Genomic DNA, 13530 nt, shown 5'->3' with positions numbered 1-13530 from the left:
GAGTATGGGCATGGACGTTCACGGCAAAAAGCCAGCCGATGAGAGAGGGGTCTGCTTCCGCGCGAGTGTTTGGGAATGGCACCCGTTAAACGAGGCGATTAAGCACTGTTGCTCCGACCTGCTCGACAGGGAGACCCTCGTCGGCATGTCATCCAATTGGGGGGCGGGCATTGACGACCAGCCGACCTGCAACGAGATCGCCCGTCGGCTGGAGAAACTGCTGGAAACCGACGACTGGTGCTTCATGGTTGATTCGGCCCTCCAAGTCGACGCTTGGGGATTCTATCTCACCGACGGGGAAGTCCAGACGTTGCCTCCTGATCAAGTCCGGTCGCCTTTCCGGGCCAGGACGGAATTGGTGCGGGAGTTTTGCGACTTCCTCCGCCACTGCGGTGGATTCGAGGTTTGGTAAGCCTCTTCGGACACCCGGAGGCTCTCGCGATTGCGAGGGCCTCCTTTGATTCAGAGTGTTTCAAGTCTTGACCGCTTCCATGAAACGACCGCCGCCAACCATGGCCTACGCCGCGTGCCCCGACGAGCCCTTGGGCCGGCGTAACAGTCCCCTATCTAGTTGCACTGCTCACCCTCCCGCTTACCCGCTCGGACCCTGACCCTAATGAGAGTCAACTATGACAGAAGAGATAAGAGACGGTGAGATCGCACTGTTCGATGCGCTGAAAGAGCTGATGCACGACATGCCAGCTGACCAGAAGAAGGCGGTCGGGACCGTGCTGGTGTTCTTGCTGGCGTGCGCCGAAGACGACCGCCTGAGTATGAACAAGGTCGCCGAGCTAACCAGCGCATTGGGGATTGGCTTCTCGTTCGAGTAGGAGTCATGAGTCGTCGCCCGGAGGTCACCAAGCAGACTTCCAAGCGCGGCAAACGCGGCGTCGGCCGGACGCCAGCGGTTGTGTAGTCGGACAGTCGCCCGGCGGCCTCGCGAGGACGGCCAGGGGCCTTTGCGATTGCGTAGTTCTCCTGCGGATCCTTCCTATTTGTTTCATCAACTCTCTCCATGGGACGACCGCCGCCTACCGCGACCTACGCCGCGTGCCGCGACTGCACCGCCAAGTTTTTCTGCGTAGTTGCGCCAGAACATTGTCCCCGCTGCGGCGGCGGGCTGCTCGCCCTCGTCACGGCGGCGCCGCCCTGGTTGGGGGATAGTCACGCTGCGCGCGGCGAGACCGAAGGACGCATAACTCCGCGCCACGACGCGCGTTACGACTTGCGCGCTGCGCCCGACGCGTAGGCGTTAGAGACCATGCCCCCCGAAACCCGGCAAACGATCGAGACCCTCGCCCGCCACTCCCGCGTGCTTACCGTCCGTCAAATCGCTAAGGCGTTTTTTGGCACGCGGCGTGACCCGCTCGACTGCGCACGCCGCGGGGTGAGAACGCTTGTCCGCCACAAGCTTGCTGTCGCCGACTCGCTAAGCCTGGGCGTTGTAGCCGTTGAAGGCCCACTCTGTCGTTACCGCCCAGGGGATATGAAGCCGAACCTTGCCGCCGTCAGTTGGCGGAACCAGCAGCGCTGGCGGGCCGCCTTGGCTCGGCAAGCGGTCTGCGTCCGGGCGACGGAGAACGGCCTCGCCACCTTTGGTGGCGCCTGCCGTCCGCCGCGCCCAAGAGAACTCGAACACGACGCCTCGGTCGGAGCGGTCTACCTGCGCTTGCTAGCTGAGGGTCGTGCCGACGCTTGGCGCCACGAGGACGCTTTCCCGCCCCAGGCGGGTGAGCGCCCCGACGCAACTTACGAGCGCGAGGGCGAAACCGTCACGGTCGAAGTCCTCGGCCGCGGCTATACGCGACAGAAGATTGAATCGGTCTGGCGGGCCTACCGCGAGGGCCCGCTCGAACTGTGGTGAGGTGTTTTATCCGGCTCGCGTGAGATTCGCTCACCGACCGGCTTAACGCGTGGCGGGTTCTTAAGACGCATCGACTGCGGTCGTGTCGGTCCAAAAGTCCCGCCCCTATCAGAAGGATTGTCTATGAGGACTTACCAAGGAAGAAAGCGAGGCCTGTCCACCCGTGTTCGGCTTCTGCTCGTGGCGTTTGGCGTAGGCGACGTTCTTGTGGGACTCGCCCGGCTGCCCGACGAGCTGATGCGTGAGGCGGTTCTCGGCGCAGGACACCTGCTCGCTCAGTGCCTCCCCTGGTGACTGGGCCGCGGCCTGGTCACATCCCCTCCTCCCCATCGTCCCAAGTCACTGCGGTGGCTTGGGCGACGGGGCCCTCAGGGGGTGAGAGACCTCGCAACGCCTAACGCCGCAAGACGCATCAAACCACAACCAAGCCTGAGTAACGCCGAACACCAGTCGGTCGATTGGCCTTGGCGGAAACAACCGCCAGCGGAACGTCAGGCCAATCACTCCCCCCAACTACCAATCTGCACCCCCATACCGTCAGGAGCCGAAGCGATGTTCTGGCCCGCTAAACGCACCCGCGGCGACGCCGGATTGACCGCGCCCAACCTCGGCGAGTTTGAGACGCCACGAGGGAGGTTCCGCGTCGAACCGAGCGTCCGCCAAGCCGGCTCGGCGGCGGGCGTCGAGTTCGGCGTCTTGGTCGACGCGACCGGTAGCGGGCAGGAGTTCTCTGACGGGGTCACGCTCGCTACGCGCGTCATCCTCACCGAGGTCGAGCGGCGGGTTGGCCGGCTGTCGGTCTGGGTGCAAACGCACCGCGACGAGGACTACGACGAGTTCCCCAACGTCATCCGTCAAGACGCGGACGCGAACGCAGCGAGCGCGGCCGTGGCGGCGGTGCGTTACAAGGGGGGCGGCGACGCGAGCGAGACGCACCTCAGCGCGTTCGAGTCGGCGTTCCTCCGCTTCGACGAGCGGCAGAGCCGCCCCGCCGGCGGACGGGTGATGCTCGTCTTCATCAACGCCGACACCAAGCCTGCGCGGTCGGGCCGCTCTCCCGAAGCGATCGGGATGGAGGCGCGAGAACTCGGGTTGTTGGTCTATCTCGTCTGCGAGCCAACCCCTGCACTCGGCGCCTTCTGCGAGGCCGCCGGGGGGATGATGGTCCCGATCACCAACACCCCGTCTGAAGAACTGATGATGTCGGTCGCCGACCGCATCGCCAGAAGCGTCACCTACTCGGTGTCGGTGCGGAGCGTCACGCCGCTGGAGGCGCCGGCCTCCCTCCGCTGACCTACATAGCCAGGTCCCTCCACCCGAGGAGTGCAACCCAACACCCCTTGCCGCCCAAACCCGCGAGAGCAACCTCACGATGCCGCCAATACCGACCCGCATCCGCTGGATGTCGATGCCGCTGAACGACACAAACGCCGAGCACCAGCCCGACCGCGTCGTCATCGACGGCGTGCTGACGCTCTTCGACTCGGGCGCGGTGGTGATCCACGACCGCTGGTTCGAGGGCAACTGGCTGTTGGGCCGGTGGGGCGCCGAGGCGGTCGATTACGCGTTCCCGGGGGGGCACGCCTTCCGCGACAAGGATAGCAACCGGCTGATTGTCCGCACGGCGGGCCCCGACCGGCGGTCGCTCGTCTACAAGTTCTGCGGGCTTACGCCTTTCTTTGCGGGCTTTTGGGTGCGGCTCGTGCCGCAGCACCGCTGAGTCGTTCCCCGAACCAAGGAGTTTTTAGTTCGGTGATGCCCACGTTGGTTATCTGTCCGCCGCGTTCTCTCTCCACGCCCATGCCCTGGCCCCTCGCGCTACGCGTCTGGGGCGAGGGAGTTGGGCAAGGCGGCCGCCTCCCCTCGGTGGACCAAGGCCGCCAAAAGGACAGAACGCTTATGACCAGACAACCAACCGCTTCACGGCTCCGGGTGCTCCGTACGGGGGACCCGCAGTCGATGTTTCACTACCACCACCCCAAGGAAATCCTCGAGCGACTCGGGCGGCCAAGCCGGCTCTTGTCGTCGTCCGCGAAGTCGGAGAAATCTCGCTCGGTCGATGTCCTGTCCCGGTCGATGTACCTCACCCCCGGGGTCTTCTGCCCCCGCGCTAGTGAGGGCTGCCTCCGGGCTTGCCTGGGGCATACGTCGGGGCGGATGACGATGCTGCAATCGGCTAACGCCCGAGACCGCCGCACGGCGCTCTACGCGGTGGACCAGGAGCACTTCATGGACCTGCTGCGCTGCGACTTGCGGCTGCTCAGGGAAGACGCACGACGGGAGGGGATGACGCCCGCCGTGCGGCTCAACGGAACGAGCGACGCCCAGTGGGAGACTTTGCACGGTGAGTTGTTCGTCGAGTTCGATGACATCGACTTCTACGACTACACCAAAGTCCCTTCACGGGTCCGTCAGTTCCTGTTGGGCCGACGGGGGCTGTCCGACTTCCCGTTCAACTACCACCTGACGTTCTCGCTCAGCGAGACGAACGCGGCCGAGGCCCGTTCGCTCCTGGCCGAGGGCGCCGGGGTGGCGGTCGTCTTCTGGCCGAGTCTACCTGAGACGTACTGGGGCTACCCCGTCATCGACGGCGACAAGCACGACGCGAGGTTCCTCGACGACGAAGAGGCTCCAACAAGGGGCGGCTATGTCGTGGGGCTGCGCGCCAAGGGCATCGCCCGAGAAGACCTGTCGGGGTTTGTGGTGCAACAGGCCGGCGAGCCGGCCAGCGTGAAACGAGGCGTAGCGGCGTGACCGAACCGGGGGAGGGAGTGGACTCCCTCCCCCACCTTTCAATCCAAACAAAGAGCCCTGTCCCAACAGAGTCCCGTCGAGCCCCTCCGCCGTCGCCGTCGCCTCGGCCCTCCACCCCACGGCTGAGGGCCGCGGCGAGGGCAGAGGCGCGAGGGGCGGCGTCCCCTCTGTCGAGCCCGAACCGAGGTCCCGAGCATCGCACAAGAGACACGCGTCACAGCAACTTCAGAGCGACCCCCAGAATCACACCGCGACGAGCATGACACCCTTCCCCACCGACATCTCTTTAAGCGCAACGACACGGAGTCCAAGCCCCGATCCCCCAACCGCCATCCCACAAGGAACCGGGCTGACGGCCGAGAGCAGACCAAGAGGCGAGGCCGATGACCGGCGAAATCGACCTACACAACGAGACGCTGTTCCCGCTGAGCGAGGTCCCCGCCCGCCTGCCGCGGCGGCGGGGCCGCAGGGTCCACCTGCAGTCGGTCCACCGCTGGGCCCGCCGCGGCCTCCGCGGCGTCGTGCTGGAGACCGTCCGGGTGGGCCACTCCCGCTACACGTCGGCCGAAGCGCTGGGGCGTTTCCTGAAAGCGACGAATCAGCCGACGGCTACAAGCGACTACAACGACGCAATCGAAAAGTTGCTGACGCAGCGCGGAATGTGATGCTTCACCCCCCCGACTAGCTCCTCACAGCCTGGATCCAACAAAAATGTGATGCTTCAGAAATAAGACGCCAGTGCGAGCGGCGAAGCTCTGACTGTCCCTCCCTTGCGTTAACGCAGCCTAAATGTCCACGTCTTCGCAAAACTGCGCTGGATTTATCCTGATCGCCGCGTATCCAAATGACATCGACCGCGATAATCGGCAGTGCATACAAGACGCCCCAACGGCACTCTATGCTCATTTAAGCATGTAGGTCTAGGTACGATGCAGCCCGACGCAGGTTCCTTGTATCTGCAGAAGCAACAAACGCATTCCAACTACTGACGCGTCATCGACCGAGCCTTCTCCTAGCAGCATCTGAGTCATCACGTTCCGCGGTTGCCTCGGAGTGAGCGGCCAAGTCGCGTAGGATGTCGGCAACATTCGGATAGTCGGCCTGCAGACTGCTAGCTCTCAATCGATAGGACTCTGCTTTCCTGCGGAGCGGATCACCGCCTTCTTGGGGTTTGAAGCAGACACCCTTGCTATTAATCACTCCGATCACAAACGACTCCCTCAGAGGCATAGTAGCAATCGACTCTATCACACGGCAAATCTCCTGCGGTGGCCATGCCTGCAGGTCGTTCGAAGGATAGTTGGCGAGGAGGTGGCCTATATTACGGTCGGCGATGTCGGCGCGGTGAACTTGCGCGGCCAGCCTTCTCGCTTCGTCAACCCATGCCTGCAAGGCGGCTTCATCAATCGCATCGTCCTCTCCAGTTCCGGGAATGGTCTTGAACGCATCCAGTAAATCGTGAGCGCGTTTCGCTTGCGCGACGGCGTTCTCATCCAATCGCTCTTCAGCAGCATCATCTTCGTCGCTTCTGTAGACCAGCGTCAGGAGCTCTATATACAGCTGCGGATTCTTCGACAGCTCAGCAAAGAGGGTCTTAGGCTGAGTCCGCGACGTATGCCGGTCTAGTAAGGGCAAGTACCCGTACTCAATCTTCGCCAATCGCGCTTGATCGAACGCATCCTGCTTTTGGAGTTCACCGATAAGCTCCTGGATTGCGTAGCTATCTATCTGATCGACCGGTTCGACATTGGCATCTCGTACGAAGCCGGCTTCAAGGACACGGGCCGCGGTTTCCGCATCGATCGGGTTATTGTGAGACGCCTGATGGACGTGCGAGGACGCAGAAAAAGCTCGCTTCGCCTCAAGAAGCCGTTCAACAGCGAACGAGACGTCGTCTTGCGGCATTTGCATCGCCCATCCTCGGCATTTGTTCCAGTAGAGGTCGGCGATCTGCGGAGATAGATGCTGGTCAATCCAATCCCAAGTAGAGCGCTGGTAAGGTGCGGCGCATGCGAGCGCAGCCGCATGCGCCGGGTCCATGGTCCCCAGCTCGAGAGAGTCCAAGAACGCCAGCCCAGCAAAGCTAACGGATGAGAAGATGTAGTCGTGGGAAAAGACTCGCCTATTCTCGTCGTCACTAGTGAGTGCCCCAATCAGATTAAAGTCAGTCGGCTTCAAGAGCTGGTTTTCGCCGACCGTCCATCCGATACCATGCACTCGCTCCACATTCGCGATGAGCCGCTCAACACCTAGCCAGCCCGCTTCTTGAACAATCTCTCGGAGAGCCTGCTTCTGTTTTTGACTCAGCTCGTGTTCGTACTCACTGTGGTCGGAGCCAACGCCGGAGAAGCCGGGTAGTTCAACGTGTCGGTCGAAGAGCCACTGGTGCCGAACAACTGGATCGGAGGGCTCGATTCTGCTTCCGACATCTTCTACTCGCGACAAAATCGCTTCTGGGTATGCCCAGTCCGCCTCGGCAAATGAACGGTGGGAACGCACAATCCGACCCATGGCGGTCCACAAACGGCCGCTAGGGTCCACTTCCGTCCCAGAATCGGCGATTCGATCAAGCGTAGAAAGGGCCCTTTCGGTTACCGAATCGCCGCAACGAAATACGCCATTGAGCACCTGAGCCCAACGCTCTGGGACCAAGCCGGCTTCTTCGATTAGCAGGTCTATCAGCGAAAACGCATACTCCCGCCAATTCGATTGATTCCTCTCTTGTGACCAGCCTGCGGCCCAGTTGCGCCACTTGGGTCTGGCGGTCGGGTGAGAGGTAGAGTCGATGCCGTCTGGAAGCTGGGAGACAAGAAACCTCCAAATAACGTCTTGGTGTGCGACTCTAGCTCTGCGAAGCACGGCGAGCTTCTGCTCAGTCGTAGCGTTGGTTTGAGGATTCCATGACAGGAACACCTCGCGCAGGCTGTTCGAAGGCCTATTTGAGTAGTTTCCAGGTATCTCTTGCTCGCGCTCTGCTAGAAGACAGAGGATCTTCGTGACGCGTTCGAGATAGGCGGGCTCCCAGGCGAGGATTTCCAACGCCCATAGCAACCCGCAGTGGGTCCAGGTCGGAAACACCCCGTCGCTACGCTGAACCAGGAGCTTAGGCACCTCGGGTTCCGCTGATCGAAGGTCTCCCTCGAGTCGCGACAGCAGAAACTCTGGGTCGGCTTCGGCGATCACTTCAAGCTGGCGGTCAAAAGTAGCCCAGCGACGCCACGACGATCCCTCCGGCAGACTCTTCACGAGGACGCCACGGATAATCGTGCTGAAATCAGGATTGGTTGTCTGATTGGACGTTGGGATAGTGGCCATCAGCGCAAGCGACTCGACAATCCCTCTGCGAAAGCCGGCGGACAAACTAGTGGTTTTCCCGTAGAGATTGGCCAGCCACCAGTCTTTTTCCGGGAGCTCGAACGCGGGGTTGTCTTCGGACAAGACTAGCGAGGCGAGCTCCTCGAACCGACCCAGCACCGAGGGGGTGATCAGAGGACCAAGTCGATGCCACGCGTCTTCTCTGGAAGCGAGGACCACGCTTTCTCCAAACCGGAGAAAGAGAGCGTCGTCGCAGTCGGTCCAGCGAACTAGCAGCTCGTCCAGTTGCTCGCGGCTAACGCCCGCCAGGTCGCATACGCAGTCGACGTCCAATGGGAGATGAATTGGAAAGAGTGGTTCTACAGGCGGTTCGGCCGTAGTATGCCGCCAGCCCCCGAGGAGCGCAAAAGGAGCCAGCCGCTCCCGAACCTCGCCCCCGGCCCATCCCGGAATCGTGCTAAAAGGGTGTTTCGCCGCTAGCCGCTTGAAGATCGTTGTGCTGCCCCCGGCGGAGCGTGCCAACGCCGCCGCGGTGGAGGCGTCAAAGCCGCATTGAAGAAGCTCCTGCTCGACCGCATAGGCGTCTTGTCTGGGCAGGACCATCTCGCGATTAGCGGTCCCCCCTCGTGACGCGGCGATGATCAGCACATGGTGGCCAGAGGCGATTGCCCCCGCCACGTCTTCCGCGCTCAAAGGCGCCGCCACCGAGGCGGTCAGAATGAGCGGCCTGTGACTAGCCGCCAGTCTGCGCCAAGCAGAGACTTCGTCAATGACGACAAGACGCTCAAATCCAGCTTCAGCAGCGTCGGCATGAGACCCGACAGCGGCGCACAAGAAATCCAGGCCTTCCTCGACGCTCGACGATCGCAACAAAAGTGAACCGGGCGGGGAAGCGACCCACTCGCGGAGTTCTGTGACTGCTGACTCACGACTGGTAATGAACACCTCGGGTAAGAGTGGGTGGTCTGCGACCTCCCTTAACGCCTTCCATCGCAAACTGAGGTCAAGCACACCCTCCGGGCGTGACCCCGTCTGGTGTGAGAACCAAGCGTCCACATGGGGCAAGGTCTCCAGCCAGTGTTCTAGGTCGTTGGCGTCGAGGGCCACAACGCCCTTCCAGTCCGTTGACAGCTCTTGCTGCTCGGCCCACTCGTCTTTTTTCCGCCACTCCCGAGGAGTTACGAAAACAAAAATCGACTCTCGACGTGTCTCGGCCGACTCAGAAGCGGTGCGACTATCAAAGTCCTCTTTCGCCTTCTGGGCGCAGCCCTTGTTCACACCTGCTTCCCAGCAGCTCTTGCCTGTGGGCACAAACTGGTTGCCCCGGCTGGTTACGACTACGCCATCAAAACCAGGACGACCTATTTGCTCGCCGGCCGGAAAGAGAACCGTGGCGTCGTCGGGAACGGTGGACCTCACCAAACGGCGAAGAAGCAAGGGCAGCTCACCGCGTGAGGCCAGAGTGTCGGCCCAGTGCTTAAGGTCGATTGCAGACGTCCAAGACATCGACGGAAGCCTCCCGCATCTGTTGGGGTGAATCGAAAAGCGATTCATTTTAGCAAGCAACACGCCCCCTGTACTTGGGCACGTTGACACGGTCGCCTTTATGCGTGGCGTCGCTGAAGCTGCGTCGGCGCCATGCAATCCGACAGCCTCGGCGTTTCTGAACCCGGCAGGTTCACACGGCGTCGACCCTGCCGAAGCCAAAGCCTTCGACGCAGATTCGAGGCCTGCGCTGCCCGCTTAACTCAATGATGCCGCGATTGCTATGATTCGAGCGACGGAAGTATCCATCCTCCTGAATGCCATGAGCATGTTGGACTTTCCGGAGGACGTTACGTCAACCTAAGGTCCGCCGTAACCATCGATCGACACAGCTACCTGGTTGACGATTGGCGTGTAGAGGTCGACGTCGACCGCGTCCGTTTCGATCGACACGACGAGCGAGTACGACGCCCGCTTGTCGAACCGATTCAAGTGAGGCCGTTCTTTCCACCACCCCGTGACCGGGTACACCGCGATGACGCCCGACGCCGCCAACTGAGCGGCGGTGCCGCGCCACATGTCGGAGTGAACCGACCCCTTGCAGCGGAGTTGCTTGCCGATCGACCACTCCCGGTCGTCACCCCCTCCGTCGACCTGCTCGTCCTCGTCGCGTGCCGCTTTGCTCACCCGCTTACGGAACCGGTCCAGGGTCTCCTCCGGCCGCTTGACCTCGAAGCGCAAGCCGTGCGATTGATAGCGGTGCTTCCGCGTCCAGCCGCGCCGACCAGGGCTAGGCTCGATGAAGTAGGAAAGCGTGACCCGCATCCTGACCTCCGCGTCCACCAGGCCCCGCAGCACCTCGGTGGGCCACGGGAGCCGGTGAACGTCCATCTGGTGGGACGTGTAGCTGACGGACCTCTTGTTCTCCGCGCCGGACGTGACTTTCTTCCTGAAGGGTTGCAACGAAGACTCGATGACCATCGTCGCGGCGTTCGCGGCGCTCCAACACGCCCTGCCGAAGTCCGGCGCGCCGTATCCGCAGCAACGCAAGAGCGTCTCCTTGTTGCCGTCCGCGAACTCGAGCATCGGTTCGGTCCAGCGGGCCGAGTGAACCATCAATGCGCGGACCGTTTCGGCGCGGAGCGACGGGTACTCCGCCCAGAGGCGCGCAGCGAAACGAGACGCCAGGGCGGTCGCTGCGCTAGTGTCTCCGGTCGTCGTGAGCTGGGCGCCGCTGGCGTGGACCCTTGTCGTCAAGAGCGAGAGGTCGTCGATAAAGTCGGCCCTCCCCGTCGCGGGGTCGATGGCGACGTTGCCTCCCTCCATCAGGAGGTCCGGCTTGATCGGCCACGACCGGCTGCTCCAGATACGGGAGGTCCGGCTGGCGGGGCTCAACTCGCCCGACCGCGAGGCGACCGGGCGCCAGCCGCTGTAAGCCGATTGCCGGACCGACACCAATTCCGTGAAGGCGCCGACGGTCAGGGCGTTCCACGATTGCCCCGGGTCCTCGACGCCCTCGACAAGATTCCGGTTGGGGTGCTCATGCCGCAGTTCGAGCGGCAGGTTGCCGGCGGCGACAAGAACGAGTCGCCCCGGCGCTTCCTCGTCGACCGCCGCGCACATCTGGTCCACCGCCGCCGACCAGGAGGAGGGCGCCCCATCGTCCCGCGCCTCGGCGGTGACGGTCAGCGAGAACGCCCGCTGGCTCCGCTGGGGAGCGGCGATCTCGATACGCGCGGCCGCCTGGATCGTCAGACTCCCCCACAGGTCCGGGTCATTCGCCGCCCCGTCGGGCATGATTTTCACCGACTCGACGCAGTGCCGCAGAGTCATGGGTTCTTGCGACCCGAGCAGGCCGGTGAGGCATCCGTAGAGGGCCAGGCCCGCCATCTCGGTCCCGTGCCCCTTGGGGTCGGCTGGCGACCAGGCGGGGTCAGCCGAGAGGACATGCTGGCTGCCGATGGCGACTTCGAGGAGCGGGTGTCCTCGGTTGACGCCCGTGTCGAGGTGGCAAACCGACGCCGAAGGAGGCGTCACGGTAACCCGGGTGACGGCCTCCTCGACAAACTCCCCCTGGCCTGTCGGCCCGAGGTCGATGAACTCCCCGGGCAGTAGTTTCGCCAGTCGCAGCTCGGCCAGCATGTCGAAGAGGTTTTCGATCGCGGAGAGCTGGAGCCTGGTCGCCTTGGCCAGCACCACCCGCCGTTCGGGAAACGCCAGGTCGCGGTCGGTCACGGCGACCTCTTGCGCGGCGGCCCGCTGGCGGAACAGGCCGACGACCTCCCCGTCACGCCCCGTGTCGGAGAGCCAGATTTCCCACCAGACCGGTTCGTCGGCGCTGGGCATCTCGCCGGCGTCACGCCAGAACGACTCGAGCGTCGCCAGCCGGATCTCGGTGATGCTCTCGACAAGCTCCTGGTTCTTCGGACGACCCTTCTTGGTCTCTTCGCGCGCGTACTGCTCGAACCGCTTGACGAAGTACCCGGTCTTCCCGTGCGGAACGAAAACCGACGCGTGCATCACCCCGGTCGCGTCGGTGCGGGCGCTGCGGAGCTCGATCCCACTCTGCCGAAACTCCAGGCTGTCGAGCTTGAGTTTGAAGCCCGGGTCGCCGCGGAAGTCGAGAACGAGGCCTTCGGGCGCCGCCTCCCCTTCTTGCACAGGCTGCGACGAGGCGGCGTTCTCCGCGGCCTCGACTTGAAGGGTCAGCGCTTCGGCGTGGGGAACCCGGTCCCTCGGCGGGACGTCGAAAGAGCCGCTGCCTCGGACATCGTGCGGATACTGATAAGACTCGGCGGCGTCTCGGACCGAGGGAAAGAGATGCCGCAACGGGTCCATGAGTCAGCCGCCTTAACAGGTCTCCAGTCAGTCCGCAGCCGGGTGGGTGCGGCGCCTCTCGACGAGTAAATCCACCAGCCGCTCGTCGGTGACCGCATCCTGGTCGTCGATGATACAGGTTTTCGCCGCGTCGTCGCAGGCGCGGGCGATCTCGGCGTGACTAAGGCCTGTCGCAGCGTTGCGGATCAAGTCCCAATCAGGCTCTTTCTGCAAGAAGGCCCGCAGCCGGTTCTGGATGAGGGCGACCGTCTCGGTCCCGGTCGGGTGGTCGTAATGGACGACGTCATCGAATCGCCGGAACAGGGCGCCGTCGAGCATCCCCACGTAGTTGGTGGCGGCGACGACCAAACTGTCCGAGTGGTCCTGCTCCAGGAACTGCAAGAAAGAATTCAGGATGCGTCGGACCTCGCCGACGTCGTTACGGCCCCCACGGTCCGCTCCGATCGCGTCGAACTCGTCGAAGAGGTAGACGCCGCGGGTCTGCGCCATCGCCTGGAACACGAGGTGGAGCTTGGCCGCCGTCTCGCCCATGAACTTCGTGATGAGGCCGTGCAGCTGGACGGCGAGCAGCGGGAGTTTGAGTTCGCCCGCGAGCGCCGAGGCCGTCATCGTCTTCCCGCAGCCGGGGGGGCCGACGAGCAGCAGCTTTCTCCTCCCGGAGAGCCCGTGGCTCCGCAGCTTGTCTTGATGCCGGTACTCGTGGATGACCCGGCGCAGCTGGCCGGCCGTCGTCTCCGCCAGGACCATCTCGGCCAATCGGGTCTTGGGATAGCTCACCGCGAGCAGGCCGGCAAGGTCGCCGGTCTGCTGGGCGATCGGGACGGCGCCGCCGATCCGCCCCTCGCTCTGCCGCCGCTTGATCTCGTCGACGAGGTCCCGCACCTCCTGCGCGAGTTTCGCGTCCCCCTTACGGGCCGAGTGCGCGGCGATCTGCAACGCCACCGAGACGAACTGCTCGCCGTCGGCGTCGCCGTAGCTCCGCAGCAAGGATTTGATTTGGGCGGCGGTCGCCATCGTCGGGGTCCCGCAATTCTGCTAGAAGCCTCTTGATCAACAGGTGCGGCGGTGACTACCAAACCACCGCGGGGGCGTCAAACTGGGTTGGCTACGCTTTTGGCAAGCTAGCGTCCCCCGTTTACGCTAATTCTAGCAAAATACAGGCCGCGCCGCGCTCGTTCGTGCAGCCGTCCGACGGGGGCGTCCAGGCGCTACTTCATATTGCCGGAACGCGAATGGCGTACGCTCGAAACGCCCAAGGAGGCGCGCCCAGCATG

10 protein-coding genes are annotated in these 13530 nt (G+C 63.3%); 7 read left to right on the top strand and 3 right to left on the bottom strand.

Going from position 1 to position 13530, the window contains the following annotated elements:
- The first annotated feature begins 145 nt into the window (after positions 1 to 145).
- From Spa11_RS09015 to Spa11_RS08985, 7 genes are all read left to right on the top strand, one after another.
- Positions 146 to 412, top strand: a complete 267-nt coding sequence (locus Spa11_RS09015; protein ID WP_145111033.1) for a hypothetical protein — start codon at positions 146 to 148, stop codon at positions 410 to 412.
- Between the two features lie 217 nt (positions 413 to 629).
- Positions 630 to 830, top strand: coding sequence for a hypothetical protein (locus Spa11_RS09010; protein WP_145111029.1), 201 nt, complete (start codon positions 630 to 632; stop codon positions 828 to 830).
- Between the two features lie 431 nt (positions 831 to 1261).
- On the top strand, positions 1262 to 1864 hold the full coding sequence (locus tag Spa11_RS09005) for a hypothetical protein (protein WP_145111026.1): 603 nt from the start codon (positions 1262 to 1264) through the stop codon (positions 1862 to 1864).
- Between the two features lie 552 nt (positions 1865 to 2416).
- Positions 2417 to 3157 (top strand): hypothetical protein, encoded by a 741-nt coding sequence (locus tag Spa11_RS09000; protein ID WP_145111023.1) that lies wholly within the window; start codon positions 2417 to 2419, stop codon positions 3155 to 3157.
- Between the two features lie 79 nt (positions 3158 to 3236).
- Positions 3237 to 3584, top strand: a complete 348-nt coding sequence (locus tag Spa11_RS08995) for a hypothetical protein (protein ID WP_145111019.1) — start codon at positions 3237 to 3239, stop codon at positions 3582 to 3584.
- Positions 3585 to 3763: 179 nt separating this feature from the next.
- Positions 3764 to 4618, top strand: coding sequence for a GP88 family protein (locus Spa11_RS08990; protein WP_145111016.1), 855 nt, complete (start codon positions 3764 to 3766; stop codon positions 4616 to 4618).
- A 383-nt stretch (positions 4619 to 5001) separates the two neighbouring features.
- A complete protein-coding gene (locus Spa11_RS08985) occupies positions 5002 to 5283 on the top strand; it encodes a DUF1580 domain-containing protein (protein WP_145111013.1) in 282 nt (93 codons plus the stop codon).
- Positions 5284 to 5611: 328 nt separating this feature from the next.
- On the opposite strand, the gene Spa11_RS08980 is transcribed toward Spa11_RS08985, so the two are convergent.
- From Spa11_RS08980 to Spa11_RS08970, 3 genes are all read right to left on the bottom strand, one after another.
- On the bottom strand, positions 5612 to 9439 hold the full coding sequence (locus tag Spa11_RS08980; RefSeq protein WP_145111010.1) for a hypothetical protein: 3828 nt from the start codon (positions 9437 to 9439) through the stop codon (positions 5612 to 5614).
- 339 nt (positions 9440 to 9778) lie between these two features.
- Entirely contained in the window at positions 9779 to 12256 is a 2478-nt protein-coding gene (locus Spa11_RS08975; RefSeq protein WP_145111007.1) for a S8 family peptidase, read from the bottom strand.
- Between the two features lie 27 nt (positions 12257 to 12283).
- Positions 12284 to 13270, bottom strand: a complete 987-nt coding sequence (locus Spa11_RS08970) for an AAA family ATPase (protein WP_145111003.1) — start codon at positions 13268 to 13270, stop codon at positions 12284 to 12286.
- Positions 13271 to 13530 lie beyond the last annotated feature (260 nt).

This window comes from Botrimarina mediterranea, assembly GCF_007753265.1.
Classification (GTDB): Bacteria; Planctomycetota; Planctomycetia; order Pirellulales; family Lacipirellulaceae; genus Botrimarina; species Botrimarina mediterranea.
This window is presented reverse-complemented; position numbering and strand designations above follow the sequence as displayed.